This is a genomic window from Erythrobacter sp. SCSIO 43205, assembly GCF_019904235.1.
Lineage (GTDB): Bacteria > Pseudomonadota > Alphaproteobacteria > Sphingomonadales > Sphingomonadaceae > Erythrobacter.
The window spans coordinates 2,829,033-2,855,009 of record NZ_CP063202.1 but is presented as its reverse complement, the minus strand read 5'-3'; the positions used below and the strand labels follow the sequence as shown (position 1 = coordinate 2,855,009).

Sequence of the window (25,977 nt, the reverse complement as noted above, 5' to 3'; positions counted from 1 at the left end):
AGTTTTCCTCAGAAACCGGGGCAAATCGCGCGCTTCTCCCTCGTTTTGCCCCCTTGTACCTACTAGCAACATAGACATGGAAAGACAGAATCATGGCTGACCTCCCCGACTGGCTTAGTGCAAAGCTGCCCGAGGCTGCGCGTCATCCGGGCCTTGCGATTGCAAAGCTTGGTGATGCAAAGACGCTTGGCAAAGGCGGCTTTAAAATGTGGAGCCCGGCGTTTGAAAGCGGCGAGGAACTCGACCCTTGTTTTACCGCGGTCGAAGAAGACGCGGTCGCGCCGCCGCTTGAGTGGACGGCGCCCCCTCCCGGATCACAGGAAATCGTGATTGTCGTTGAGGAGGCATCGACCACTGGCGATGCGCCAGCGTGCCAATGGATCGTGTGGGGCTTGCCAGGGCAAAAGGGTAAGCTTCTCGAAGGCGAGGTGCCGCCGCGTGCTGGTAAGAATGCGGTTGGCAATTCCGAATGGCTTTTGCCTGATCCACCAATCGGTGAAACGCGCCATTATGTCTTTCAGATTTTCTCCACAGACTTGCCTTTGACAGCGATGCCGGGGGCTAGCCGCGAGGAAATAATCTCAGCAATAGAAGGATTTGTGACCGGTTGTGCGGTGCTCTACGCTCCCTTCACGGGGGTGGAAGCAGCGGATGCCGATTTCGACGACGACTTCGATTTAGAATAAACTGCCATAATCACAAAGGGAGACAATCCATGGCAAACGCACTGCAAAAACCCGTTCAGCTTTCAAGCGAACTTGAAACTGTTGTTGGCAAAGGCCCGATGACCCGCGCTCAAGTGACTTCGAAAGTTTGGGAATACATCAAGGCTAACGACCTTCAGGATTCCAAGGACAAGCGTCAGATCAATCCCGATGCCAAGCTGGGCGCGGTGATCGGCAAAGACCAGATCTCGATGTTCAAAATGACGGCAGCGGTGTCAAAGCACCTCACCTAAGCCTTTGTTGCAAAACAAATAGAGGGGCAGCGCGCAGGACGAGAAGGCCAGCGCGCTGCCTTTTTTATTTGGCAAAGCCCTTTTACCGGAAATCGCACGATCACTTCTTGTTAGCCCAAGGCATTGGTACTTCGCTGACCCAAAGGGCAAGCCAAATGATAATCGGCTGCGCAATCATTCGCGGCACGTGATAGGCAAGGCCCAGTCCGCCATCCTCGCGGGCCATGTCGAGGGCAAAGTGGTTGATGTTGGCAGGCCAGACGAACAGGGCATAAAGCGCAAGGCCAATACCGCCCGCTTGGCGCAAACGCAGATGGAATGGCTGGACAATAGCAATCGCGCCGAGAATTTCGGCGATACCAGTCCAGAACACAATCTGCTCTGGAAATGGCAGTCCACCGGGCATGATCGAGAGGAACGGTTCGGGCCGCGCTATGTGCATATAGCCAGCAAAGGCGTAAAACGCGGCAAGAACAATGCGCAAAATGGCTCGGATCAATTTGGTTTTCCCCTTTATAGCCTTGCCGATAACTTTGCGTCCAAACAGGCGCGAATGTCCAATTGTTTGATGGTTGTGAGGCGGTTATCTTATCTTGGCACATCGGACTAAAGCGTCCTTTGCGAGCGCAATAAGAGAGGTGAAGAAATGACAAAATTTGCAATGCTTTTAGCTGGTTGCACCTTGGCGTTTTGTAGTCCTGTTGTTGCGCAAGACGATGCTCTCCCGGCGCAGACACCTGCCGAAGAAGCTGTGCAGGAACCGATGGACCCAGCCATGCAAGAGGCCTTAGCCGCGCTTGCCATTGCGCCGGTGTTCGATGGCCACAACGATGTGCCTTACCAATTGCGCATCCGATACGCGAACCAGATCGACGGATTTGATTTCACCGATACGACCGGGACCGGGGCCAGCCACCCGCAAGGCCGGGTCATGCAAACCGACCTTACGCGCCTTCAAGAAGGGCGTGTGGGTGCGCAGTTCTGGACCGTTTTTGTATCCGCCTTGCAGAGCGAACCCGAAGCGGTCCGGCAGACTATGGAGCAGATCGACGTCATCAAGCGCTTGATTGCGATGTATCCTGACCAGATGGCCTATGCTGACAACGCCGATGCGATCGAAAGTGCAATGGTCGAGGGCAAGATTGCGTCCATCATCGGTATGGAAGGCGGTCATTCAATCGGGTCCAGCCTTGCGGTGCTGAGGCAAATGTATGCGCTGGGCGCGCGCTATATGACGCTCACCCATTTTCGCAACACGCCTTGGGCGGACAGCGCGACCGATACACCGGAGCATGGCGGGCTAAGCGAATTTGGCAAGGATGTGGTGCGCGAGATGAACCGGCTGGGGATGCTGGTTGATCTTAGCCATGTGAGCGAAGAGGCGATGATGGACGCGCTTGATGTGGCGCGCGCGCCGGTAATCTTCAGCCATTCTGGCGCAAGAGCGGTCAATGGCCATTCGCGCAACGTCCCTGATAGCGTTCTTTTGCGCCTGCCGGACAATGGCGGTGTTGTGATGGTGGATGCGGTTCCCGGCTACATCAACGATGAACGGCGCATATGGTTTGCCGAGCGCGAGGCGGTCGAAGCGCGCCAGAATTCACTCTATCCCGGGCAGCCTGATGTGGTCGAGGCCGCGATGGCTGAGTGGGATGAGGCCAATCCAGAACCGGTGACAACCGTTGCGCACATGGCCGATCATATCGACCATATTCGCGAGCTTATCGGTGTTGAATACATCGGCATCGGAGGGGATTTTGATGGCATCCCCTCAGGGCCCGTGGGTTTTGAGGATGTAAGCGGCTATCCCGAACTTTTCGCAGAGCTGGTGAGGCGCGGGTATAGTCAGGTCGAGCTGGAGCTTATTGCAAGTCGAAACATCTTGCGGGCTTTGCGCAAGGCCGAACGCCATGCTGCCAGTGTGGCCAGTGAGCGTCCGATTGAAAGCTTGCTCCCATCGGACGCCGATACCCTTTAGCGATTAGCTCGCCTTTTGCGATTAGCTCGAAATCGCAGGCACGACCCACACAAGCGTCATCGCGACAATCGCCAGGAGCAGGCTGATCCCGAGGATGTAGCGCAAAATGCCCGGGCTTGAAGCCGCGCGCGCATCATCGTCTTCAATGTGTACTGCATCGTCGTTTGGTTTCATTGATTTATTGTCAGTCATGTGTCGACCCTTCCGTCTGTCCCTTTGTGAGTTTTAACGAGAGATTGGGGAGATAGTTCCAATTCAATCGCGCAATAACTCATTAATTCCGGTCTTTGAGCGCGTCTTTGCATCGACGGTTTTGACGATCACCGCGCAGTAGAGCGATGGTCCCGCAGAGCCGTCAGGGAGCGGCTTTCCGGGCAGCGAGCCGGGCACGACAACCGCGTAAGGCGGCACTTCGCCGATGTGCACTTCGCCCGTCGCCCGGTCCACAATCTTGGTCGATGCGCCAAGATACACACCCATGGAAAGGACAGCCCCTTCGCCCACACGCACCCCTTCTGCGACCTCTGCGCGCGCGCCGATAAATGCGCCATCGCCGATGATCACAGGTTCAGCTTGTAACGGTTCCAGCACGCCGCCAATGCCCGCGCCGCCAGACAGGTGAACATTCTTGCCGATCTGCGCGCAACTGCCAACGGTGGCCCAGGTGTCGACCATTGTCCCTTCGCCAACATAGGCGCCGATATTGACAAAGCTTGGCATCAACACCGCGCCTTTGCCGATAAAGCTGCCCCGACGCACAATCGCCCCCGGCACAGCGCGAAACCCTGCCTCGGCAAAGCGGTTTTCCCCCCAATCAGCGAATTTGAGGGGAACCTTGTCATAAGCGGGTTCACCAGCAGAACCGCCTTGCATCACGTGGTTGTCGTTGAGGCGGAAGGAAAGGAGCACGGCTTTTTTAAGCCATTGGTTGACCTGCCAGCTGCCATCGCCAGCCGGTTCGGCCACACGGGCTTTGCCGCTGTCGAGCATCAAAAGAGCCTCTTCAACAAGCGGCTTTACATCGCTGGTCGGGGTGATTGTATCGCGCTCTTCCCACGCTTGTTCGATGTCAGTGATGAGACTGTTGGTCATAAATGCTCCGGCAAGAAGGCGCGCACCTGCAATTATAGCGGGGCGTTTGAATCGTGGTTCGGCGCGCTTGCTAGCTTTTAGAAAGCTAAGCGGCAAGAGCCACGCGAGCCGGAGAGCTGGCTCCTATACGGATTAATCCCATGGTTAACGTCGTTGATCGTAAAACGATTGTTGGCTTATGTCCCTCACGGCCTAGGGGGCTGAGGCAAAGGAAAACCCATATGTTACAAGGATCTCGGCTGCTCGCAGGCGCATCTCTTGGTTCGATGTTAGTTAACGCGCACCGTTCATCCGCGCGCCAAAGGCCGATTGTGAAAACGACAGGCGCACCCCTTCGCTGGAAGGTTGTCGCTGCTGCTGCGGCCTGTGCCGCGCTTAGCGCTTGCGGTGGGGGAGGGGCTGCAAATGGTCCTGGCGTCGCTGGTCTTCCCACCCCACCACCTGCACCACCGCCGCCGCCACCACCGCCTCCTCCCGCGCCGTCTTCGGTATCCTACGAAACGGCTGAATTCCGGCGCTCTGACGGGCCTGAGTTTCACGGTGCCCAAACCGCTTGGCTAAGCGGCAGCACCGGGACAGGCGAAGTTATCGCAATCGTCGATACCGGCCTTGATAGTGACAGCCCGGAATTTGCAGGGCGCGTCCACGCGGATTCGCAAGACGTAACCGGGGCAGGGCGCCCCATTGATCCGGAAGATGACCACGGCACCAACGTTGCAGCGGTCGCCGCCGGCGCACGGGACAATACGGGCGTGCTTGGTATCGCCTTTGATGCGCAAGTGCTTGCACTAAGAGCTGATCGGCCCGGTTCATGCGGGACGGATACGCCGCAGGATGCCTCGCTTGGTTGCGTGTTCGCGGACAATGACATTGCGCGCGGTATTGATATTGCGGTCGCCGCAGGCGCAGCCGTGATCAACCTTAGCCTTGGGGGAAGCGCGGCGAGTCTAGAGCTGCAAAATGCGATCACCCGTGCGGCAAATGCCGGGGTGGTGATTGTTGCTGCCGCCGGGAACGATGGCCTTTCGCCTGATGAAGTGGACGAGTTTTCGCGCTCCATCATTGCAGCAGGTGGCGGCAATGTAATCATCGTTGGCTCGGTCGATGATAATGGTGAAATGTCCGATTTCAGCAATCGCGCAGGGCAGTTTGCGGCCAATTACATTTCCGCGCGCGGCCAGCGGATTTGCTGCGTCTATGACGACGGTGAGCTTTTCGTCGAGAGTATCGACGGGCAGGAATTTGTAACGCTGTTTTCAGGGACAAGCTTTGCAGCGCCTCAGGTGGCAGGTGCGGTGGCCTTGTTGGCGCAGGCCTTCCCAAATCTCACCGGCGCCGAGATTGCCGAAATCCTGCTGGACACCGCTCGCGATGCAGGGGCCTTAGGGATAGACAATGTGTACGGCGCAGGCATTCTCGACATTGCCGAAGCGTTTGAGCCTCAAGGTGCGGTGAGCATCGCAGGAACTGGCAATGTGATTGCGCTTGCGGATGCATTCGCGGTCGGCTCTGCGGCGATGGGTGATGCGCTCACCACCACTTCGATCAATACGATTGTGACGGACCGCTATGATCGTGCTTTCACAACGTCTCTTGGCCAAAACTCGCGCGTAGCGCCGCCGGTGCAACGTTTGCGCGGCGCGGTGCAAACTGGCGGGCACACAAGAGCGGCGGGCAATGATCAGCTTTCAGTTGCCGTAACAGTGGGCGAGGGCGCGCGGGCTGCCGGACTTGGCTGGGCGGACAATTTGCAGCTCACAAGTGAAGAGGCGTATGGGGCGCGGGTGCTCGCAGGGCGGGTCGCGGCGCGTATTTCTCCCGATCTTCAGATGGGCTTTGCAATCGCGCAAAGCGCTTCTGGTCTTGTTGCGCAGTTGCAAGGGTCGCAGCGCAGCGCATTTCAGATCGCGCCGCAGGCTGGCAATGACACAGGCTTTCTCGGCAGCAGCGAAATCGCAGTCGCAAGCCGCCAACAGATCGGCGATTGGGGACTGACCCTATCGGCGGAGAGAGGCCGGGCATGGCTTTCTGGATTTCGCAACGTAAGCGACGCTTTTAGCGGTGAACCGCAGCGCCGTCCCACCACGCAAGTCGCACTATCGGCTGACCGCAAGTGGGCGGGCTTTGACGTGACCGCTGGGATGGCGATCCTGCTTGAAAAGGACACTCTGCTTGGCGCGCATTTCAACCCGGCACTTGGATTAAACGGCGCACGCAGCGTGTTTCTTGATGGGCGGGTTTCGCGCGGACTAGGAGAGAAATGGCAGATTGGCGGATCATACCGCGCTGGCTTCACTCAGGCAGCTGGCGGAGAATTGATCGCTGCTGGTTCGCAAATCCGCACAAACGGTTGGTCATTTGATCTCACCCGCTACGGCGTATTTGGTAAGAGCGACAGCCTTGGTTTCCGACTAAGCCAGCCTTTGCGAGTAAGCGGTGGTGCGCTGCAGCTCGATCTACCTGTCGACTATGACTACGCGACGGAAAGCGCGATTTCAGGGCGTCAGGCGCTATCGCTGACACCATCGGGCCGTGAGCTTATCGGTGAGCTCGGCTGGCAAGGGGTTTCACCGCTTGGCACAGTTTCAACCAGCGTATTCTATCGCAGCCAGCCCGGACATTTCAGCGGCGCGCCAAGCGATGTCGGGGCGCTTGTCTCGCTAAGCTCTTATTTCTGAAGCCTCAAGCCGGCGCTTATTCAGACATCCCGGCTTTGAGAGCGAATTCGTACGCACGGTCCACGAGTGGTGTCACCCGCTCGCTCATCGCCTGCGCGTGAGCAGAGGATGCTGTCCCATCGATCACGCGTTTCTTGATGCCTTGCATAATGCCTGCAAGCCGGAAGAGGTTGTAAGCGAAGTACCAATCCATGGGCGGGACCGGATAGCCGGTGCGCGCGACATAGCGTTCGACCGCCTCGTCCGCAGTGGGAATGCCAAGCTCTTCGAGGTCGAGGCCCAGCAGCCCTGCGCGGCCATCGGCGGGGTTGTGCCAGTTGAGCATCAGATAGCTGAAGTCCGCAATCGGATCGCCCAGCGTCGACAATTCCCAGTCGAGCACGGCAATGACGCGGGCCTCTGTCTTGTGAAAGATCACATTGTCGAGGCGATAATCGCCGTGAACGACGGAGCTTTCGTGCTGAGGCGGAATGGTTTGCGGAAGCCATTCGATCAGCCGCTCCATCTTGGGCATATGCTCGGTTTCAGACAGCTTATATTGCTTTGACCAGCGGGCGATTTGCCGGGCGCAATAGTCGGTTGGCTTGCCATAGTCGCCGAGCCCGATTTCATCAGGCTTGTTGAGGTGAAGATCGGCCATTGTGTCGATCAGTGCATTGTAAAGTGCGCGGCGCTCATCCGGCTCAATTCCGGGAAGGGCACCGTTCCAAAGCGAGCGACCATCAGCCATGCTCATCACGAAGAATTTCGATCCGAGAACTTCGGGGTCTTCGCAAAGCCCATAGGTTTTGGGCACAGGAAATCCGGTTGGATGAAGCCCCGTCATAGCTGCATATTCGCGATCAACTGCGTGTGCGCTTGGCAGAAGTTTGCCGAAGGGCTGGCGCCGCAGGACATAATTCGTCGCTGGCGTTTCGATTTTATAGGTCGGGTTGGATTGCCCACCTTTGAATTTGGTGTAGCTGATCGGGCCTTCGAAACCTTCGACATTGGCTTTAAACCAAGCGGTCAACGCCTCCAGATCGAGCTTGTCCTTGTCAGACACCTCGGTGGTGCCGACCATTTCCTTATCGAAATCAATTTCCATATCGCGCGCCCCCGCCTTGGACGGGAGCCTCCTTCATCCAGATCACAGCAGCGATGGGTAATGAGTCCCCGCGCGCGCGGGGACTCACAAAAGTGTCAGCGGGCAACGCCCATGTCGCCAGAGCTGAAGCTGCTCGTATCATTGGCAGCAGGTGCCCCGTCGCGAAGGGCGTTGGCGGTTGGACCTGCTTGTGGCGCGTGTTTGCCAAATTCCATGCGCGCGATAGAGCGGGCGTGAACCTCATCCGGACCGTCTGCGAGGCGCAGAGTGCGCTGATGAGCGTAAGCATTGGCAAGGCCGTAGTCATCGGAAACACCGCCGCCGCCATGCGCCTGGATCGCATCGTCGATGATCCTGAGGGCCATGTTGGGTGCTTGCACCTTGATCATGGCGATTTCTTGCTTGGCCGATTTGTTGCCAACCTTGTCCATCATATCAGCAGCCTTGAGGCACAAAAGACGTGTCATATCGATGTCGATCCGCGCGCGTGCGACGCGCTCTTCCCATACGGAATGCTTGTAAATCGGCTTGCCAAAGGCTTCGCGTTCCTGAAGTCGGCGGCACATTTTCGCCAGCGCTTCTTCGGCAACGCCAATGGTGCGCATACAGTGGTGGATGCGGCCCGGGCCAAGGCGCCCTTGTGCGATTTCAAAGCCGCGCCCTTCGCCAAGCAACATATTGCTGACGGGCACGCGCACGTCCTTCATCTCGACTTCCATGTGGCCGTGCGGCGCATCGTCATAACCGAAGACGGGAAGGTGACGGATCACATTTACGCCCGGCGTATCCAAGTCCATGAGAACCATGGATTGCTGCGCGTGACGCTTGGCTTCAAAGTCGGTTTTACCCATGACAATCGCGACCTTGCAGCGCGGATCGCCAAGACCAGACGACCACCATTTGCGACCATTGATGACATATTCATCGCCATCGCGCACGATGCTGGTTTCGATGTTGGTTGCATCTGATGACGCGGTGTAAGGCTCGGTCATGAGGAAGGCTGAGCGGATTTCGCCGTTCATGATCGGGCGCAGCCACTTTTCCTTTTGTTCCAGCGTGCCGTAGCGGTGGAACACTTCCATATTGCCGGTATCAGGCGCGGAGCAGTTGAAGACTTCCGATGCCCATCCGATGCGGCCCATCTCTTCAGCGCACAGAGCATATTCGAGGTTAGTGAGGCCCGGGCCTTCGAACTCAAACGTCTCTTCGACGTGGTGATGGCCGTCATTGCGCGGCGGCATGAAGAGGTTCCAGATGCCCTCTTCCTTGGCGATCTTCTTTTTGTCTTCGATGATCTGGATGACTTTCCAGCGGTCGCCTTCGGCATCCTGCGCTTTGTACACGTCCATGTTGGGGCGAATATGCTTTTCGATAAAGCCGCGCACACGGTCGCGCCAATAGGCCTGACGTTCTGTTGGTTCAAAATCCATCTTGGGAATCCCTCTCGTCTAACTCGATTTGATTTGCATATATGGTGGCACGGCTTTGCTCCCGCGCCAAGGTGTCTTGTGGCTTTCGTCTATGCTTTGTGCGCAACGCGAAGCGCGTCTCGCGCAGCGATGCGTGCCTCGTGCTCCTCTCGTGTGATGGGGAAGCGGCCAAGCCACCAAGCAGCGATGAGGCCGAGAAGCGTTGCTGCAATCGCAAATGTGATGATGATAGCGCCAATCACGCCCTGATCGACCAAAGCCGGGTCCGCGCCCTGCTCAAGCTGAGAGAAGGCGATGATCTGCCCCGTCAGTGCCGCGCCAAAACCGGTTGCGCATTTTTGGACCAGCCAATTGCCCGAATAAAACGACCCTTCGGCGCGCCTTCCGGTGCGCTCTTCGAATGCTTCGACGATTTCAGCGAGCATGGAAGTGGCCGAGATCATCAACACAACCCCGAACATATTGGCAAATACGGTAAAGCCGAAAAAGAGCGCGGTTGATGCAAGTGAGGGCACCGGAGGCCAAAGGCCCGCCAGAAAAAGCCCATAAGGCGCAAGCCCCAGCACGATGGCGATGATTGAACTCACCGCTGCACTTTTGGGTTTGCCCAGCGCGTGATGCATGGGCCCCACGATCATGAACATCCCGAACACCGACACGCCAAGCACCAGCGGATAGGCGGTAAGGCCATTGAGCCACGATGGCGCCCAATCGAAACTTACCCGGTCGAGTTGCCAAACGTAGATATTGAGGAAATTCGAGATCGAAAATGTCATCCCCTGACTGATGTATGCAGCAAGACCGCCAGCGGCAAAGATGAGGAAAGCTTTTTCTGAAAATGCCTCGAAAATTTCCGAGAAAGCATCGCGAAGGTTGAATGGCGTGGGCTTGGTTTCCGGTAAATTCGCGACGATTTTGTGCTGTCCGATAGCTGAAAACAGAACGGCAAAAGCCATCAATCCTGCGCCAAAGATCCCATAGGCGGGGTAGCCATCCTGGGTCAGCAGGCCGTTCTCGCCCGGCATAAAGACGGTGTAGGCCAGCACCATCATCAACACCCCGCCAAGCCATCCCGATAGATAACGATACCGGAACAGCGTTGTACGCTCCTGATAGTCGGAGGTAAGCTCTGGCACGAGGCTGACTGATGGAACTTCACACGCCGATAAAAGCAGCCGCACACCCACCATAATGCCCAGAAGCCCAAGCGGTGACGGAGCGACATCGCCCGGAGGGGACCACAACAAAACCCACATCAACGCCAACGGGATGGGGGCTGCATAAAGCCACGGCAAACGCCTTCCCCAGCGGGTGTAGGTGCGGTCTGACAAATAGCCGATAATCGGATCGACCAGTGCATCAATGAGCAATGCAGCAAGCAGGATAAGCCCGACAAGCCCTGCGTCCATGCCTAAAACCTGGCTGTAGTAAAACAGCAGGAAAAACAGGAAACCGCCATCCTTTACCCCGAAGGCTACCGCGCCAAAGCCATGGATGAGCTTGAGGCGCATGGGCAATTTGCCTTGGACAAGTCCCATCAGCGGTTCGCCGCTCCTGAAGTCGCTTCTGCCGCAGCTCTGGCTTCCTCTTCCATCTTTTGAAGCCCCGCGAACAGCGTTTCTTGTTCAGGATCCCACGAATGGCGCGGACCGATCGTAATGCCGCCATCCACGATCAGTGAGGTTCCGGTCACAAAGCCTGCCGCATCGCTGGCAAGATATGCCACGGCCTCGGCAATATCGCTGGGTTGGCCGCCGCGCTTGACCGGCTGTGCGTTGGCGGATTGCTGAGCGATGACGGCCTTGGCCATTTCCTTCATCTCGTCTGGCACAGCGATGGAGGAGGTGAAAATGTTGGTGTTGATGAAGCCCGGCTGGACCGCGTTCACGCGGATGTTGTGCTGAGCAAGATCGGCGGCCGCGCATTTTGTGAGGTGCAACACACCTGCCTTTGCAACGGCATAAGCGGTCGGTGAATAGCCCGGACCAACGGCCGCCACGCTTGACACATTGACGATTGCAGCGCCCACGCGCCCCTTCATGTGGGGCACGGCATAACGGATACCGAACGCGACAGAGCGAAGGACCAAGTCCATCGTCCAGTCCCATTCCTCCGGCTCAATCTCGTCAATCGACGGGCGCGCTCCGCCAGCAGCCGCATTGTTGAAGACGACATCAATCCCGCCTGTTTCAGCGGCAGCATGATCCATTAGCGCCTTGATCGAAGCCGTGTCGGTCACATCGCAATGGACAAAACGCACATCGCCGTGCCCTTCGGCAGCTAAGGCTTTGCCACCTTCTTCGTCGATGTCGCTGGCGAAAACGATTGCGCCTTCGCGGGCGAACAGCCTCGCCGTTTGTGCGCCAATCCCGGACGCAGCGCCGGTCACGACCACGGTCTTCCCTGAGAATCGCATGATCCCACTCTCCCTCAATCTCGATTTGCAACCTAACGCGAAGCACGGGTCCGTCAACGCCAGTGCGCGGAGCTTTTGCGGTGACGTTACGGCACGCGAGGTTTGTAAATTTCACGTCGTTCGAAGGTTGCAGGGGAGGGCCAAATGACGATAACGTAAGCGTCAAGTTGAGATAAATTTAGAGAGGAGTCGGAATGTCCGATCTGGAGAAGTTTCGCGCGGAAACCCGCGAATGGCTTGAGGCAAATTGCCCGGAAGAAATGCGCCAACCCGTTCGAGAGGACGACGATGTTTATTGGGGTGGCCGCAACGCCACGTTCAAAAACGATGCGCAAAAAGCATGGTTCGAGGCCGCCCGCGACAAGGGCTACACCGTCCCATCCTGGCCTAAGGAATATGGCGGCGCGGGTCTTTCCCCGGCTGAGGCCAAAATTCTGCGTCAGGAAATGGCGGCAATCGGCGCGCGTCCACCCCTTTCGAGCTTCGGCATCTGGATGCTTGGCCCGGCTCTTCTGAAATTCGGCACCGAGGGCCAGAAAAAGCGTTTCCTCAATGAAATCGCGCGCGGTGAAATCCGTTGGTGTCAGGGCTATTCCGAGCCCGGTAGCGGCTCCGACCTTGTGTCGATGCAGACCTATGGCGAGGACAAGGGCGATCACTGGATCGTCAACGGTCAGAAAATCTGGACATCCTACGCGGACAAGGCCGATTGGATTTTCTGCCTTGTGCGCACCAACAAGGATGACAAATACAAGGGCATCACCTTCATGCTGTTCGACATGGCGGGTGAGGGTGTTTCGACAAAGCCGATCCTGCTGATCAGCGGGAACAGCCCGTTTTGCGAAACCTTCATGGACAATGTCAAAGTGCCCAAGAGCTATGGCGAGGACTGCCCCGGCTACGTTGGCGAAATCAATCGCGGTTGGGACGTGGCGAAATACCTGCTTGGTCACGAACGTGAGATGATTTCGGGCATGGGCGGTGGTGATCGCCTGACCGCCATCGGTACGGCAATGACCCGCCACGCGGCGAAGAACGGCGATGAAATCGACCCCGTTCTGCGCAGCGAAATGGCGCTGTTCGATGTGGATGCGCTCGCCTTTACCGCCATGGCTGAAAAATTCATGGACGAGATGAAAGCGGGTAAAGGCCACCCGGCACAGCCCAATATGATGAAATATGTCGGCACCGAAATTAACAAGCGCCGCCATGAGCTTATGATGAGCGCAGGCGGCTCGCGCAGTCTCGAATGGGAAAGCGAAGAAACACGCGGCGGCAAGGCACCGCGCGATTGGCTGCGCACCAAAGCGAACTCAATCGAAGGCGGCACATCTGAAGTGATGCTCAACGTCATTTCCAAGCGCATTCTTGAGCTGCCCGGTGGATAATAGGCGCGGCTAACCCTCACAAGCTTAAACAAATGGACGCCCCGTTTCTCTCGGCCTTCAGGTCAGAGGTTTGGGGTTTGGGAGAATAGACAATGCCTCTGTATCACACAGAAGATCAGGCGATGCTCGCCGATAGCGCCCGCGGCTTCATGGCCGAAGAGGGCAATATTTCTAAGCAGTTGCGTCATTGGCGCGACCGCAATTGCAAGGATGGTTTTGGCCACGGTCTTTGGAAGCAAATGGCCGAAATGGGCTTTACCGGAATGCTGGTTTCCGAAGATGATGGCGGACTTGGCATGGGCCATGTCGAAGCCGGTATCGTGCTGGAAGAAATCGGCCGCAACCTGACCCCATCGCCTTTTTTGACCTCCAGCGTTCTGGCGGCGACCGCTCTTGGCCACGCATCGTCCGACCTCAAGGGGCGCTATCTGCCAGGCCTTATCGAAGGCGAGAGCGTTTTTGCCGTTGCTATCGATGAAACCGCCAAGCACCGGCCAAGCCGCATAGGAACCCGCGCCGAGAAGTCAGGCAATGGTTTCAAGCTTTCAGGCTCGAAAAGCTTTGTGATTCAAGGCGCAAGCTCGGATATGATCGTGGTCGCCGCGCGCACCAGCGGCTCGGATGAGGATGAGGATGGGATCACCCTCTTCGCTGTCCCCCAGGACGCAGATGGGATGAGCCAGAATCCGGTTCGCCTCGTCGATAGCTCCATGGCGAGCCACATCAAATTTGACGGCGTTGAGCTTGATGGCGATGCCGTCATTGGCGAGGTCGATGGCGGGCGCGAAGTCCTGAACGCCATGCTTGCCGCAGGCCGTGTTGGCGCTGCTGCCGAAGGCGTAGGCGTTGCGCAAGGCGCGATGGACATGACCGTCGATTACCTCAAACAGCGCAAGCAGTTCGGCAAATTGATCGGTGAGTTCCAAGCGCTCCAGCACCGCGCCGCGCATCTTTATTCCGAGGTCGAAGTTGCCCGCGCAGCGACGATCAAGGCGCAGCAATTGCTTGATGAAGGCGCGCCATCGGCTGACCTGATGACTTCGGTGGCCAAGGCCAAAGTCGCCAAGGCGGCTGGTCTTGCGGTTAAGGAAGGTGTCCAGATGCACGGCGGGATCGGCATGACCGACGAATATGACATCGGCCTTTACATGAAACGCGACCGCGCGCTCGCCGAATTCCTTGGCGATGCCTATTTCCACGCCAATCGCGTGGCGCAGCTTAGCGGATACTAAGAGAGAGAATTTCACATGGATATCAATTCACTATTCAGCCTCGAAGGGCGCGTTGCTCTCGTAACCGGCGGTTCGCGCGGGATCGGCAAGATGATCGTCGAAGGGCTCCTCGCAGCGGGCGCGGCGAAGGTTTACATCTGCGCACGCAAGAAAGAACAGGTCGATGCGACCACCGCCGAGCTGGGCGATAAAGTCATCGGTCTTGTCGCTGACCTCAGCCAGATGGACGGTATTCAGGCGCTGGCGGATGAAATCGCGGCGCGTGAAGACAAGCTCGACATTCTGGTGAACAATGCGGGCGCTGCATGGGGCGAACCTTTCGAAACATTCAGTGAGGCGGGCTGGCACCGCACGATGGATCTGAACGTCAAAACGCCGTTCTTCCTCACCCAAAAACTGCACGGTCTTTTGAAAGCTGCTGGTACGCCAGAGCGCCCTGCGAAAGTTCTGATGATCGCTTCGATCGACGGGATGAAATCGAACCCATGGCCGACCTATCCTTATCAAGCGTCGAAGGCTGGCCTTATCCACCTGACGCGCCGGATGGCCGCTGAGCTTGTGAACGACAATATCATCGTCAACGGCATTGGCCCGGGCGCTTTCCCAAGCGAGATGAACAAAGCGGCGCGTGACAATCAGGACATGGTCGAACGCGGCATCCCGTCAAAGCGGGTTGGCGACACAATGGATATGGCAGGCGGCGCGATCTACCTGCTCAGCCGTGCAGGCGATTATGTGGTAGGCACCACCATCGCCATCGACGGCGGCGTGGTGAACGCCAATGTGGGTGCGGGCAATTTTGTCGACCCATCGGGCCAGTGATCTGAGCTGATGGCCTGACAGCGCTGTCAGTCAAATTCGACATCAAGACAAAGAAAAAGCCCGGATTTCCGGGCTTTTTTTGCTGTAGGGAAGGGTTGGAGCGTTAGGCATGACGTTGATCATGCGCCATATGACCCGGTGCCAATGAGTATGCAAATTCCGCTGGGCGTCGGGGCAACACCGTTAGTCAGCGTTGAACCAAATAGATGGTTTTCCAAGAAAAAGAGTGCCGAGTTTTAAAAGACAATCCGTTCGTCCATTACAGTTCCTCGCGGAAGAACGTGATGACGCGCGCGCGATAAACCTCATCATCAAGGCTGCTGATCTGGCCATGACTAAAACCATCGACTAGCCAGAGCCAATGGCGTCCGGGGAATGCTTCCGCGAGTTCCTCACTTTCGCTCACAGGGATGTATTCATCGTTCCTGCTAGCAATAACCAGTATCGGCCGTTCGAATTCGCGCGCGCGCAGTACCGGTGAGATTAACTCATGGCTTACCCCGTATCGGGGATACGCCTGATAGGTCAGGAACGGAGTTAGGGCGCTTGCAGCAAGATCACCGCCAAACAATCGCACACGGTTGCGAACCGCTCTATCAAAATCAGGATAGACCGCTTGGAGGATCATCGCATCGGCTTCTAGTGGACCTTGTTTGCCTACCAGAGCCGCTGCACCTCCAAGTGAAATCCCAAGCACACCGACTTTAGAATTTGGAAATTCAGTACGCGCCCATCGCATTGCGGCGTGCGCATCTTGCGCCTCGTTATAGCCGAAGCTCTTGGATTGCTCAGCCGATAGCCCGTGCCCGCGAAAATCTATTGCGAGGGCATGAAACCCGTTTGCTGGTAGCCAATTCAGGTGCCCACCAAATTGTCCACGAGAGGCACCATTGCCGTGGAGGAGAAGAATGACTGGCGCGTCTTCCTGCTCAGCCGAAACAAAGCTTGCCGCGATTTCGGTGCCGTCCTCTGCGGTGAGAGTGAAGCGCTGTTCTGCGCCAGCAAGCTGCCCAACCTGCGAAAGCGTGGCTCGGATTGCAAGATGGCTGAACCCTAAAACCGCGCATACGAAAAACGCAAAGCTAATAACAGCGAGGCGAAGGCTCCACTTTATCACCGGACCGCCAATCCTACCCCATCAATTCGCGCACAAACGGAATAAGCCCGGTCTGACGCTTTCTGCGCATCCGTTCGGCGTGCAGGATCTCGCAGACTTGGTCGAAGCAGGCTTCCATGTCGTCATTGACCACGACATAGTCATACTCGGCCCAGTGGCTGATTTCATCGCGGGCGCGTTCCATGCGGCCGTCGATAACCTCGGCGCTGTCCTGAGCGCGGGATTCCAAGCGCCGACGCAATTCTTCGAGGCTGGGGGGCAGGACAAAGACGGTGACGACGTCCTGATCATCCTTTTGCTTCAACTGCTGCGTGCCCTGCCAGTCGATGTCGAACAGGTAATCCTGCCCCTCTTTCAAGCCCTTGCGGATCGCACCTTTGGGCGTGCCATAGCGGTTGTCGAAAACCGGGGCCCATTCGTAAAAGTCGTCTTCTTCGATCATGCGATCAAATTCGGCATCGGAGACGAAGTAATAGTCCTTGCCATCGACCTCTCCAGGACGCGGTTTTCGCGTGGTGGCGGAGACGGACAATTGAATGTCCTCATCCTGGGCAAGCAGTTTGCGCGACAAAGTCGTCTTTCCCGCGCCCGATGGCGAGGAGAGAATGAACAAAAGGCCACGCCGGGCGAGTTTGTCAGTGGTGTCGGTGGTCATGTCTTGTGCGCTCATGATCAGGCGTTGCACACGAAGCGGCGTTGAAATCAAGTGCCTGAGTGAGGTTAACGTTACTTACCCTCGACCTTCGTGGGGCCTTCAATCTGCCGAGCCGCGCGCCGGGCGCGCACGGATTTCCCGCGATCATATAGCGTTTTAAGCACCAGTCCGCCGGCGACAATCCCAAGGCCAGCGGGCGATTTTGCCGCCAGCTTGGCGGCGCCATAAAGACCAATTGAGGTGATCAAGGAATGCCCATCGACGAGCTTTTCTTCTTCATTGCTGCGCTTTTCATTCGCAGCCTCGACCATCTCGCTTTCGACCTTGTCTCTGAAACGATAGCTGAGCGCGCGAAGCACGATTTCAACCAAAGCGATATTGGTTGCCGAGGTCGCGAGCGGTTTTAGCGCGCGCTTTACGGGTTTGGAGTGCTTGCTTGCCATGGCCTATATATTCGCAAAGCAGCGTAAAGGTTCCATACGCCTATTTCTTGCGGCCAAAATCCACCGTCACGACATTGGAGCCATCCTCGCCGCTTTCGACTGTACTCGCCGCGTCGCTGAACTTGTCCGCGTCGTTTTCGGCCTCATCGTGCTCTTCATGCTCATGCTCTGGCACGGAGGCCTGGAATTGCAGGCCGAAATCCACCGCGGGATCAACAAAGGCGGTGATCGCGGCAAAAGGAATGCTGAGCGTTGCCGGGATCTGGTTGAACGACAGGCGCACGCTGAACCCGTCTTCGCGCACTTCTAGGTCGGAAAACTTGTTTTGCAGCACGATCGTCATCTCATCCGGGAACCGTTCGTGCAGGTGATCCGGGATCGAGACATCGGCAGCGCCGGTCTTGAACGTGATGTAGAAATGGTGATTGCCGGGCAGTTCACCGCCACCACGCTCAATCTCGCCGAGCACGCGGCCAACCACGGCGCGCAGCGCTTCTTGCACGATTTCATCGTAGGGAATGAGGCTATCGGGTGTGTCTTCGGTCATCACATTGACGAGTGGTGCCGAGACGCGCGACTTTGGTCAAGGCTTTCGTGCGAGATTTGTGAGCGCAAAGGGTGCAGGCGGGGCAATTTGACCTCGCGCGGGTGCTTGCAAGAGAGGCGGCGGCGTCTATAGGCTTCCATCCCATGAGCAATGCAGCATCTACCTCGCCTCAAATCGAACCTCGTAAGGGCCGAATTGAGCGAAAAACCGCAGAAACCTCGATTTTGATTGAGGTTAACCTCGATGGGACGGGCACTTATGATGTGTCCACCGGAATTGGTTTTCTCGATCATATGGTCGAGCAGTTTTCCAAGCACAGCCTCATCGATGTGACGATGAAAGTTGAGGGCGATTTGCACGTCGATCAGCATCACACGACCGAAGACAGCGCAATTGCGCTGGGTCAGGCGCTTACTGAGGCGCTGGGCGATAAGGCCGGGATTGGCCGTTATGGCAGTGCGTATTCACCGATGGATGAGACGCTAAGCCGGGTTGCGCTCGACATTTCAGGGCGGCCTTATTGCGTTTGGAAAGCCAAGTTTACTCAAGAGAAGCTGGGCGAATGGGACACCGAGCTGATCCAGCACTGGTTTGAAAGCGTTGCGCAATCAGCAGGACTGACGCTGCACTTGGAAGTGCTTTACGGGACGAACAATCACCACATTTGCGAAAGTCTCTACAAAGGCTTTGCCCGCGCGATGAGAATTGCAGTGGAACGCGATCCGAGGAAAGGCAGCGCCATCCCGAGTACCAAGGGGCAGCTTGGTGGTTAGCGTTTGTTTGGTTTCCGCACGCCCATCCGGGCGCGCGTCCTCGCTAGACGTCCTCCGCTTGCGCTGCGGACCCGCTGCGGGCGGCCTTGCAGGTGGCCTATGGCCGTCTGCGCCTTCGGCTTCGACTCCGCCCTTGCGGTTGCTTTGCAACCGTGGTGCTTCGCAATGACCAATAAAGTCGCCTTGGTTGATTACGGCGCAGGCAATCTCCACTCGGTGCACAATGCGCTGAAGGCTGTGGGGGCAGACGTTTGTGTGACCGCTGATGCTAATGAAGTCCGCAAGGCTGATCGTATTGTCCTTCCCGGTGTCGGCGCGTTCAAGGCGTGTGCGGATGGCCTTCGCGCGGTGCCGGGCATGGTCGAAGCTCTTGAAGAGCGGGTCCGCAATGGCGGCGCGCCATTTCTTGGTATTTGCGTCGGGATGCAATTGCTTGCTGACCGGGGGCTGGAGCATGGCACCCACGACGGGCTTGGCTGGATACCGGGGGAAGTGAAGCTGATCACGCCGCACGATCCAAGCATCAAGGTGCCGCATATGGGCTGGAACGATGTCGCGCTCATGCCCCATGCGAAAAACCACGCGGTGGTTGAGGCGGGGGAGGCGTATTTCCTCCACTCCTACCACTTTATCGCGGACGATCCGTATCACGTTGCGGCCTTGACCGATCACGGGGAAGGGCTTGTCGCAGCGGTCACCAGAGGCAATATTTGCGGCGTTCAATATCACCCTGAGAAAAGTCAGGCTTATGGCCTTGCAACGCTCGCTCGCTTTTTGGAGTGGAAGCCATGATCATCTTTCCCGCAATCGACCTTAAAGGCGGCGAAGTCGTGCGTCTTGCCGAGGGCGATATGGACCGCGCGACCATTTATGGCGACGATCCTGCGGCTCAGGCGATGATCTTTGCCGACGCGGGTGCGGAGCATCTGCACGTGGTTGACCTTGACGGTTCATTCGCGGGCGAGGGACGCAATGTCGAGGCGGTCAAAGCCATCATCGAGCGCTTCCCCGGCTATGTGCAATTGGGCGGCGGCATCCGCGATGCGAAAGCGGTTGAGGGTTGGTTCAACCTTGGCGTTGCGCGCGTGGTGATGGGTTCTGCGGCATTGAAAGATCCCGAATTCGTCAAGGAAATGGCCCGCGAATGGGAAGGCGGCATTGTTGTCGCGGTCGATGCCAAAGACGGCATGGTTGCCACCGAAGGCTGGGCGGAAGTCTCCGACGTGCCCGTCGTGGACCTCGCGCGCCGGTTTGAGGATGCAGGCGTTGCCTCTTTGCTCTTTACCGACATTGGCCGCGATGGCCTCCTTAAAGGCGTCAACATCGACGCCACCGTAGAACTCGCGCAGCGCGTCGACATTCCCGTCATCGCCAGCGGCGGGGTCAAAGGCATCTCTGACATCCACATCCTCTCAATTCAATCGCACCTTGGTATTGAGGGGGTGATCACCGGCCGCGCGCTTTACGAGGGCAAGCTCGACCTCGCGGCGGCGATCCAGATGGGAGCGCGGAGTTAAGGGTGTGAATCCCAAGGGCAAACCTGCGACCGGCTGGCGCTTCTGGATTGCGCTTGCATTCGTTACGGCGCCCTTGTGGATTGGCGTTTTGCTCGCGATATGGTTCTTATTGGCGGAGCCTGTCATCTCAGTTTGTCACGAATTTTCTGAAGGCGAAAAGATATGCGTCGAGGATTGAAATGACTGTTCGGGTCCGAGTAATTCCGTGTCTGGACGTGGCCGATGGGCGCGTGGTGAAGGGTGTCAACTTCGTCGATCTCAAGGACGCTGGCGATCCTGTGGAGCAAGCGCGCGCTTATGATGCGGCGGGGGCGGATGAGCTTTGCTTTCTCGATATCTCGGCCAGCCACGAAGGGCGGGGCACGCTGCTCGATATCGTCAAACGCACGGCGGAGGTGTGCTTTATGCCACTGACCGTCGGTGGAGGTGTGCGCAGCGTTGAGGATGCGCGCGCGCTCTTGCTGGCCGGTGCGGATAAGGTCGCGATCAATTCCGCAGCCGTCGCTCGGCCTGAGCTTGTCAGCGAAATCGCCGCCAAATTCGGCAGCCAATGTGTAGTCGCCAGTGTCGATGCGCGGCGCGTTACGCCAGAGGTGCCAGTGATAGGCGAAGAGCCGCAAAGCGAGGCGCGCTGGGAAATCTTCACCCATGGCGGGCGCAAGCCCACCGGAATTGACGCTGTCGAATACGCCAAAAAGGTCACCGAGCTTGGCGCAGGCGAATTGCTCGTGACCAGCATGGATGGCGACGGCACGCAGGCGGGCTATGACCTCGAACTGACCCGTACCATTGCCGATGCGGTTTCCATTCCCGTTATCGCAAGTGGCGGCGTGGGTAATCTCGACCACCTTGTTGACGGAGTGCGCGAAGGCGGGGCGAGCGCGGTGCTCGCCGCATCAATCTTCCATTTCGGCACGCACTCCATCGCAGAGGCGCACAAGGCGCTTCGCGATGCGGGGCTTCCGGCGCGCGGGATTTAACCGCTTCGAATATTGAAACTTCGTCATTGCGAGCGTAGCGAAGCAATCCATGATCTGAGGCCTCGCCTCGGCGAAACGGCCCCTCCATGGATTGCCGCGTCGCCTTCGGCTCCTCGCAATGACGAGAATTGGACATGAGTGACACCCTAACCCGCCTCGAAGGCACCATCGCCGAGCGCATGACCGCCTCGCCAGAGGAATCCTACGTTGCCAAGCTGCAAGGCAAGGGCACCGCAAAAATCGCGCAGAAGGTCGGCGAAGAGGCAACCGAAGTGGTGATCGCGGCCATGACTGGCGTGAGTGAAGAACTGGTCAGCGAAAGCGCCGATCTCATCTTTCACCTCCTCGTTCTGCTGCAAGCGCAAGGGGTGAGCTTTGACGACGTGCTCGCCGAGCTCGACAAGCGCGAAGGGCTTTCAGGCCTCGACGAAAAAGCCAGCAGGAGCGAGTAATATGCCGATCGACCCCACGCTTCCCTACGATACCGACAATATCTTCGCCAAAATTCTGCGCGGAGAAATCCCGTCGAATAAGGTTTACGAAGACGAATGGGCCTACGCCTTTGAGGACATTAATCCTCAGGCCGAGGTGCACACTCTGGTCATTCCCAAGGGCGAATATGTGAGCTGGGACGATTTTAGCGCCAAGGCGTCGGATGCGGAAATCGGCGGATTTGTGCGCGCAGTTGGTACGGTCGCGCGGGCGAAGGGGCTAGTCGAACCGGGTTATCGCCTGATGGCCAATATCGGCGCGCATGGCGGACAGGAAGTGCCGCATTTGCACGTCCATATCTTTGGCGGTCAGCCCCTTGGCCGCATGATCGCATAAAATCGACACTCGACCCGTCGCAAGGGCGATTCATTCTGTCGACGTTCATGTGACCGCGCGCAGTTGGTGCTGGAATGCATTCGGCACAAAGGCTAATCCACGAGGGTTATGGTTAAACCCAATCCGAGCACACTGAATTTTCAGGGCGGCGTCCTTGACGGCGCGACCCATTTTTATGCCGTGCGGGTTTACTATGAGGACACCGATCTTTCAGGAATAACCTATCACGCCAATTACTTGCGTTGGTTTGAACGCGCGCGTTCGGACCTTTTGCGGCTGCTCGATATTGACCAACGCGCCGCGATTGAAAGCGGGGAGGGTGCCTATGCTCTGTCGGAGGTGAACCTTAAGTACCTGCGCCCTGCGCGCCTTGACGATGATGTGGTGATCGAAACAACCTGCACCGAACTTGGCGCGGCATCGTGCCGGATGCATCAGATCGCCAAGCGCGACAATGAAGTATTGTGCGAGGCAAGTTTGCGCGTTGGCTTTATCTCACTGGACGGTCGCCCGAAACGACAGCCTGCGCCGTGGCGCGAAGCATTCAAGACATTGATGAACACGTGAGGGACACATCGAAGTGACTTTGACTACTCTAGCCGCAGTTTCAACGCAGGCGGTGGGCCCCACAAGGCTCGACCCGCTGGAGCTGTTTCTTCAGGCTGACATTATCGTTCAAGCCGTGATGGTTGGCCTGATCCTCGCTAGCATCTGGAGCTGGACCATCATTATCGCCTTTGTGATGCGACTGGGAAAGCTGAACTCTTCGAGCCGCGAATATGAACGCGATTTCTGGAGCACGAATGACCGCGAGGCGATGCTTTCAAAGGCCAAGCGTTCAGCGATCCCCTCAGCGCGGGTCGCAGGGGCCGGGCTTGATGAATGGAGGCGCTCGACCAAGAACGGCGCGCTCGACAAACCCGCTGCGCGCGAGCGTATCGGCGCGGCGATGGAAAGCCAGGTTGCTGAGGAAGCGGATGATCTGGCGGGTAAGCTCACGTTTCTGGCCACCACAGGCTCGGTTGCGCCCTTTGTGGGTCTGTTCGGTACCGTCTGGGGTATCATGAACAGTTTCTTTCAGATCGGCGCACAGCAATCTGCAAGCCTCGCAGTGGTGGCTCCGGGCATTGCAGAGGCCTTGTTTGCGACCGCCATCGGCCTGTTCGCAGCAATCCCGGCGGTGATATTCTACAACCGCTTTTCAAACTCGGTGAACCAGTATGAGGCCAAGCTTGGGCGCTTTGCCGACAAGGTGCACGCAGGGCTGAGCCGCGAGTTGGATAAAGTGTAATGGGGATGGGAACGGCCTCCTCCGGGTCTCGTCGGGGCAAGCGCACCCGCCGCGCAGCAATGGCGGAAATCAACGTCACGCCATTGGTTGACGTGATGCTGGTGCTGCTCATCATCTTTATGGTCACGGTAACGCTACCAGCCGTGGGCGTTCCGATTGAGCTTCCTGAAAGCCGCGCCAATCCGGTTGAAGAAACCCCCACACAGGTCACGATCAGCATCAATTCCGATGGTGTTGTCTTTATCGAAGACAACGCAGTGCCCGTGGGGGCGTTACCAGAGGCTTTGGCCGCGATTGACCGGGGCGGGGATGGGGAGCTTCCCACCATAATCCTGCGCGGTGACCGGGGCCTTGACTATGGCCGGGTAATGGCGGTGATGGGCGAGCTTGGCCGCGCAGGCTTTACCTCGATCTCGCTGGTCACAGACGGTTCATCGAGCGCGCCATAGGTCTTGATGGTGATGGAGATGAGCCAGCCTCACAGCGGGAGTTTTCAAAAGGAAGACGGCATCGGCCTTTTGGTCGCTATCGTGCTTCACGCTTTGCTTGTGGCAGCGCTTGCCGTGCAATTCCTTTTTACCGCGACGCAAAAGCCAATTCCTCAGCGCATGACAGTGAGCTTGGCTACTGAAGTTAGTCTGGAATCAACCGCACCCGACCCTGTCGCCGAAAGCCGCGCGGCCATCGCTCCGACCTTGTCCGAGGAGCCCGCGCCGATAATCGAAGAGGTGCCGCAGAACACGCCGGCTGAGGTTACACCTCCGCCCACGCCAAGGCCGGAGACGCGTTCCACGACGCGCACTGAGCCTCGCCCCGCAACGCGCACACCGCCGCGCGCTCAGCCCAGTCCTCAGCCCACCCGCACTTCGACGCCTACGCCCCCGCGTGAGCGGCCCGGTGGGAGCCGTATTGGCGATAACTTCCTTGGCGGTGCGGGCAATTCTACGACCACAGATGACACGCGTATCCCCGCAAGCCAGATCGGGCGAAGCGCGCGCGCATCCTTGCAACAGGCGATCAACCGCCAATTGCGCCCCTACTGGGATGCGCCATCGGGACTTGATGCAGAGCAATTGGTGACGGTGCTTGCCTTTCGCCTGAACGAAGACGGATCGTTGAACGGAACCCCGCGCGTGGTGAGCCAATCAGGCATCACCGATAGCAATCGGCCACAGGCCCCGTTGCACGCTGAACGGGCTATACGCGCGGTTCAACGCGCTGCCCCTTTCGATTTGCCCGATGAATATTACAACGCTTGGAAAAATATCTCCGAGTGGAGGTTTGATAGAAGGCTGTGAGCATGAAATTATCGCTTGTTTTTAGCTTGGCGCTGGCTCTTGGCGCTGCGCCGGTTGTTGCGCAAAACCAAGACCTTGGTGAGCCTTTGTCGGATGGCGGTGATGTTGAAACCGCCTTTGAAGAAGCGTCTGAAAGCGACGGCGGTGGCTTGACGGGTTCGACCACCGATGAAAGCGATTGGGAAGACTTGGGCATCGCCATCCCCGCCTTTGCGACTGACCGCGAGACGGCGACCCCTGCGAATGCCGATGGAACTGGCGCTTTGGGCCGCGAAATTGCGCGGGTGATCACAGCGAACCTTCGCAACAATGGCCTTTTCGAGCCGACCGGGCCTGATCGCCTTCCTGCACCGGACTTCCCGCAGATCACTGCGCCTGAATGGAGCAGCTGGACCGGGCGCGGCGCAGAGATGCTGGTGCATGGCTATGTCCGTGCACGCTCTGACGATAAGCTTGTCGTGGGATGTTACCTCTATGACGTAGTGCTGAAAGATGAACTGATCCGCGAAGGATGGGTGGTGCGCCCCGCTGATTGGCGGCGCGCGGCGCACAAATGCTCCGACTTGATTTACGCACGGCTGACAGGCGAAGATCCCTTCTTCGACAGCCGCATCGCCTATATCGCGGAAACTGGCCCCAAGGATAACCGGGTAAAGCGTCTTGCCGTGATGGATTCAGACGGCGCAAATCACCGCTTCCTGACGTTGGGCAGCGCCACTGCGCTTACTCCGCGTTATTCGCCTGACTATTCGAAGATCATGTATCTGTCCTATGTCGATGGGAACCCGCGCATCTATGTCTATGACATTGGCACAGGCAAACAGACGCTGGTGACAGAGAACCGCAATCCGACGCTTGCCCCGCGTTGGTCGCCTGATGGCAAAACCATCCTCTATTCCATGGCCGTGGCTGGCAACACCGACATTTATCAGGTGTCCGTGAACGGCGGCCAGTCACGCCGGCTGACCGATACGCCGGGGATCGACATTGGCGGATCATTCTCGCCCGATGGCAGAAAAATCGTGTTTGAAAGCGACCGTTCCGGCACGCAGCAATGCTATGTCATGGATGCCGATGGCAGCGACCAACGCCGCATCAGCTTCTTCGGCGGGCGCTGCGCGACGCCTGAATGGAGCCCGCGCGGTGACCAGATCGCTTTCACTCGCATCGCTGGCGACTTCAATGTGGCCGTGATGACACCGGGCGGCGGCAACATGAAAGTGCTGACCAATGGTTGGCAGGATGAAGCGCCCACATGGGCCCCTAACGGCCGGATTATTCAGTTCTTCCGCACCGAGCGCGGGTCTGGCCGTTCATCACTCTGGCAGGTTGACTTGACCGGTCGCAACGAACGTCGCCTGCCTACGCCCGTTGATGCATCGGACCCTGCGTGGGGCCCCATTCGCCCTTAGTCAAAATGTGTTAATCTGCCTCAGCCCATTCATGG

General features: G+C 57.8%; 29 protein-coding genes. 18 read left to right on the top strand and 11 right to left on the bottom strand.

The genetic code is table 11. The features are described 5' to 3' along the window. The first annotated feature begins 92 nt into the window (after positions 1–92). Together INR77_RS13485 and INR77_RS13480 are read left to right on the top strand one after the other, a co-directional pair. Positions 93–686, top strand: coding sequence for a YbhB/YbcL family Raf kinase inhibitor-like protein (locus tag INR77_RS13485; RefSeq protein WP_223071535.1), 594 nt, complete (start codon positions 93–95; stop codon positions 684–686). A gap of 29 nt (positions 687–715) precedes the next feature. Then, the gene (locus INR77_RS13480; protein WP_223071534.1) at positions 716–958 is read left to right on the top strand and encodes an SWIB/MDM2 domain-containing protein; all 243 of its coding nucleotides are present in this window, start codon (positions 716–718) and stop codon (positions 956–958) included. A 100-nt stretch (positions 959–1,058) separates the two neighbouring features. On the opposite strand, the gene INR77_RS13475 is transcribed toward INR77_RS13480, so the two are convergent. After that, positions 1,059–1,457, bottom strand: a complete 399-nt coding sequence (locus tag INR77_RS13475) for a DoxX family protein (RefSeq protein WP_223071533.1) — start codon at positions 1,455–1,457, stop codon at positions 1,059–1,061. Between the two features lie 147 nt (positions 1,458–1,604). Here INR77_RS13475 and INR77_RS13470 point away from each other — a divergent pair, with 147 nt between their 5' ends. Beyond that, positions 1,605–2,936, top strand: a complete 1,332-nt coding sequence (locus INR77_RS13470; protein ID WP_370632226.1) for a dipeptidase — start codon at positions 1,605–1,607, stop codon at positions 2,934–2,936. Positions 2,937–2,957: 21 nt separating this feature from the next. On the opposite strand, the gene INR77_RS13465 is transcribed toward INR77_RS13470, so the two are convergent. Together INR77_RS13465 and dapD are read right to left on the bottom strand one after the other, a co-directional pair. Next, positions 2,958–3,128, bottom strand: coding sequence for a hypothetical protein (locus INR77_RS13465; RefSeq protein WP_223071532.1), 171 nt, complete (start codon positions 3,126–3,128; stop codon positions 2,958–2,960). Positions 3,129–3,191: 63 nt separating this feature from the next. After that, positions 3,192–4,028, bottom strand: a complete 837-nt coding sequence (gene dapD, locus INR77_RS13460) for a 2,3,4,5-tetrahydropyridine-2,6-dicarboxylate N-succinyltransferase (RefSeq protein ID WP_223071531.1) — start codon at positions 4,026–4,028, stop codon at positions 3,192–3,194. A 221-nt stretch (positions 4,029–4,249) separates the two neighbouring features. Between dapD and INR77_RS13455 the strand changes: the two genes are divergently transcribed. Next, entirely contained in the window at positions 4,250–6,706 is a 2,457-nt protein-coding gene (locus tag INR77_RS13455; protein ID WP_255573793.1) for a S8 family peptidase, read from the top strand. A 16-nt stretch (positions 6,707–6,722) separates the two neighbouring features. Here the strand turns inward: INR77_RS13455 and INR77_RS13450 are convergent, their stop codons facing one another. The 4 genes from INR77_RS13450 to INR77_RS13435 all read right to left on the bottom strand — a co-directional run bounded on the left by INR77_RS13450 (position 6,723) and on the right by INR77_RS13435 (position 11,639). Further along, a complete protein-coding gene (locus INR77_RS13450; RefSeq protein ID WP_223071530.1) occupies positions 6,723–7,793 on the bottom strand; it encodes a phosphotransferase family protein in 1,071 nt (356 codons plus the stop codon). A 95-nt stretch (positions 7,794–7,888) separates the two neighbouring features. Continuing rightward, positions 7,889–9,223: an acyl-CoA dehydrogenase family protein gene (locus INR77_RS13445; protein WP_223071529.1), complete on the bottom strand. Its 1,335-nt coding sequence runs from the start codon at positions 9,221–9,223 to the stop codon at positions 7,889–7,891. A gap of 89 nt (positions 9,224–9,312) precedes the next feature. Continuing rightward, positions 9,313–10,761: an MFS transporter gene (locus tag INR77_RS13440; RefSeq protein WP_223071528.1), complete on the bottom strand. Its 1,449-nt coding sequence runs from the start codon at positions 10,759–10,761 to the stop codon at positions 9,313–9,315. Continuing rightward, the gene (locus INR77_RS13435) at positions 10,761–11,639 is read right to left on the bottom strand and encodes an SDR family NAD(P)-dependent oxidoreductase (RefSeq protein ID WP_223071527.1); all 879 of its coding nucleotides are present in this window, start codon (positions 11,637–11,639) and stop codon (positions 10,761–10,763) included. Before INR77_RS13435 ends, INR77_RS13440 begins: the two co-directional genes overlap by 1 nt. Before the next feature lie 194 nt (positions 11,640–11,833). On the opposite strand from INR77_RS13435, the gene INR77_RS13430 reads away from it, so the two are divergent. The 3 genes from INR77_RS13430 (at position 11,834) to INR77_RS13420 (ending at position 15,081) form a co-directional block, all read left to right on the top strand. Next, positions 11,834–13,027 (top strand): acyl-CoA dehydrogenase family protein, encoded by a 1,194-nt coding sequence (locus INR77_RS13430; protein ID WP_223071526.1) that lies wholly within the window; start codon positions 11,834–11,836, stop codon positions 13,025–13,027. 92 nt (positions 13,028–13,119) lie between these two features. Next, positions 13,120–14,259 (top strand): acyl-CoA dehydrogenase family protein, encoded by a 1,140-nt coding sequence (locus INR77_RS13425; RefSeq protein ID WP_223071525.1) that lies wholly within the window; start codon positions 13,120–13,122, stop codon positions 14,257–14,259. A gap of 15 nt (positions 14,260–14,274) precedes the next feature. Next, the gene (locus INR77_RS13420) at positions 14,275–15,081 is read left to right on the top strand and encodes an SDR family NAD(P)-dependent oxidoreductase (protein ID WP_223071524.1); all 807 of its coding nucleotides are present in this window, start codon (positions 14,275–14,277) and stop codon (positions 15,079–15,081) included. Positions 15,082–15,340: 259 nt separating this feature from the next. On the opposite strand, the gene INR77_RS13415 is transcribed toward INR77_RS13420, so the two are convergent. The 4 genes from INR77_RS13415 to INR77_RS13400 are packed head-to-tail and all read right to left on the bottom strand — an operon-like array spanning position 15,341 to position 17,843. Next, positions 15,341–16,198: an alpha/beta hydrolase gene (locus INR77_RS13415; RefSeq protein WP_223071523.1), complete on the bottom strand. Its 858-nt coding sequence runs from the start codon at positions 16,196–16,198 to the stop codon at positions 15,341–15,343. A 13-nt stretch (positions 16,199–16,211) separates the two neighbouring features. Beyond that, entirely contained in the window at positions 16,212–16,868 is a 657-nt protein-coding gene (gmk, locus tag INR77_RS13410) for a guanylate kinase (RefSeq protein WP_255573792.1), read from the bottom strand. A 56-nt stretch (positions 16,869–16,924) separates the two neighbouring features. Further along, entirely contained in the window at positions 16,925–17,296 is a 372-nt protein-coding gene (locus INR77_RS13405) for a hypothetical protein (protein WP_223071522.1), read from the bottom strand. 40 nt (positions 17,297–17,336) lie between these two features. Beyond that, positions 17,337–17,843: an SspB family protein gene (locus INR77_RS13400; protein ID WP_223071521.1), complete on the bottom strand. Its 507-nt coding sequence runs from the start codon at positions 17,841–17,843 to the stop codon at positions 17,337–17,339. A 143-nt stretch (positions 17,844–17,986) separates the two neighbouring features. Here INR77_RS13400 and hisB point away from each other — a divergent pair, with 143 nt between their 5' ends. The 11 genes from hisB (at position 17,987) to tolB (ending at position 25,942) form a co-directional block, all read left to right on the top strand. Continuing rightward, on the top strand, positions 17,987–18,616 hold the full coding sequence (gene hisB, locus INR77_RS13395) for an imidazoleglycerol-phosphate dehydratase HisB (protein WP_223071520.1): 630 nt from the start codon (positions 17,987–17,989) through the stop codon (positions 18,614–18,616). A gap of 165 nt (positions 18,617–18,781) precedes the next feature. Further along, positions 18,782–19,408, top strand: a complete 627-nt coding sequence (hisH, locus tag INR77_RS13390; RefSeq protein WP_223071519.1) for an imidazole glycerol phosphate synthase subunit HisH — start codon at positions 18,782–18,784, stop codon at positions 19,406–19,408. Then, positions 19,405–20,133 (top strand): 1-(5-phosphoribosyl)-5-[(5-phosphoribosylamino)methylideneamino]imidazole-4-carboxamide isomerase, encoded by a 729-nt coding sequence (gene hisA / locus INR77_RS13385; protein WP_223071518.1) that lies wholly within the window; start codon positions 19,405–19,407, stop codon positions 20,131–20,133. Before hisH ends, hisA begins: the two co-directional genes overlap by 4 nt. Before the next feature lie 179 nt (positions 20,134–20,312). Next, complete coding sequence (gene hisF / locus INR77_RS13380) at positions 20,313–21,113, top strand: imidazole glycerol phosphate synthase subunit HisF (protein WP_223071517.1); 801 nt, start codon at positions 20,313–20,315, stop codon at positions 21,111–21,113. Positions 21,114–21,247: 134 nt separating this feature from the next. Next, positions 21,248–21,565 carry a phosphoribosyl-ATP diphosphatase gene (locus INR77_RS13375; protein WP_223071516.1) on the top strand — a complete coding sequence of 106 codons (318 nt, stop codon included), beginning with the start codon at positions 21,248–21,250 and terminating at the stop codon, positions 21,563–21,565. A gap of 1 nt (position 21,566) precedes the next feature. Then, complete coding sequence (locus INR77_RS13370) at positions 21,567–21,941, top strand: histidine triad nucleotide-binding protein (protein ID WP_223071515.1); 375 nt, start codon at positions 21,567–21,569, stop codon at positions 21,939–21,941. A gap of 108 nt (positions 21,942–22,049) precedes the next feature. After that, positions 22,050–22,508: a YbgC/FadM family acyl-CoA thioesterase gene (locus INR77_RS13365; RefSeq protein ID WP_223071514.1), complete on the top strand. Its 459-nt coding sequence runs from the start codon at positions 22,050–22,052 to the stop codon at positions 22,506–22,508. 13 nt (positions 22,509–22,521) lie between these two features. Then, positions 22,522–23,232 carry a protein TolQ gene (gene tolQ, locus INR77_RS13360; protein ID WP_223071513.1) on the top strand — a complete coding sequence of 237 codons (711 nt, stop codon included), beginning with the start codon at positions 22,522–22,524 and terminating at the stop codon, positions 23,230–23,232. After that, the gene (locus INR77_RS13355) at positions 23,232–23,681 is read left to right on the top strand and encodes a biopolymer transporter ExbD (RefSeq protein WP_223071512.1); all 450 of its coding nucleotides are present in this window, start codon (positions 23,232–23,234) and stop codon (positions 23,679–23,681) included. The genes tolQ and INR77_RS13355 overlap by 1 nt, the downstream gene beginning before the upstream one ends. Positions 23,682–23,699: 18 nt before the next feature. After that, the gene (locus tag INR77_RS13350; protein WP_223071511.1) at positions 23,700–24,530 is read left to right on the top strand and encodes an energy transducer TonB; all 831 of its coding nucleotides are present in this window, start codon (positions 23,700–23,702) and stop codon (positions 24,528–24,530) included. Positions 24,531–24,532: 2 nt separating this feature from the next. Then, positions 24,533–25,942: a Tol-Pal system beta propeller repeat protein TolB gene (gene tolB / locus INR77_RS13345; RefSeq protein WP_223071510.1), complete on the top strand. Its 1,410-nt coding sequence runs from the start codon at positions 24,533–24,535 to the stop codon at positions 25,940–25,942. Positions 25,943–25,977 lie beyond the last annotated feature (35 nt).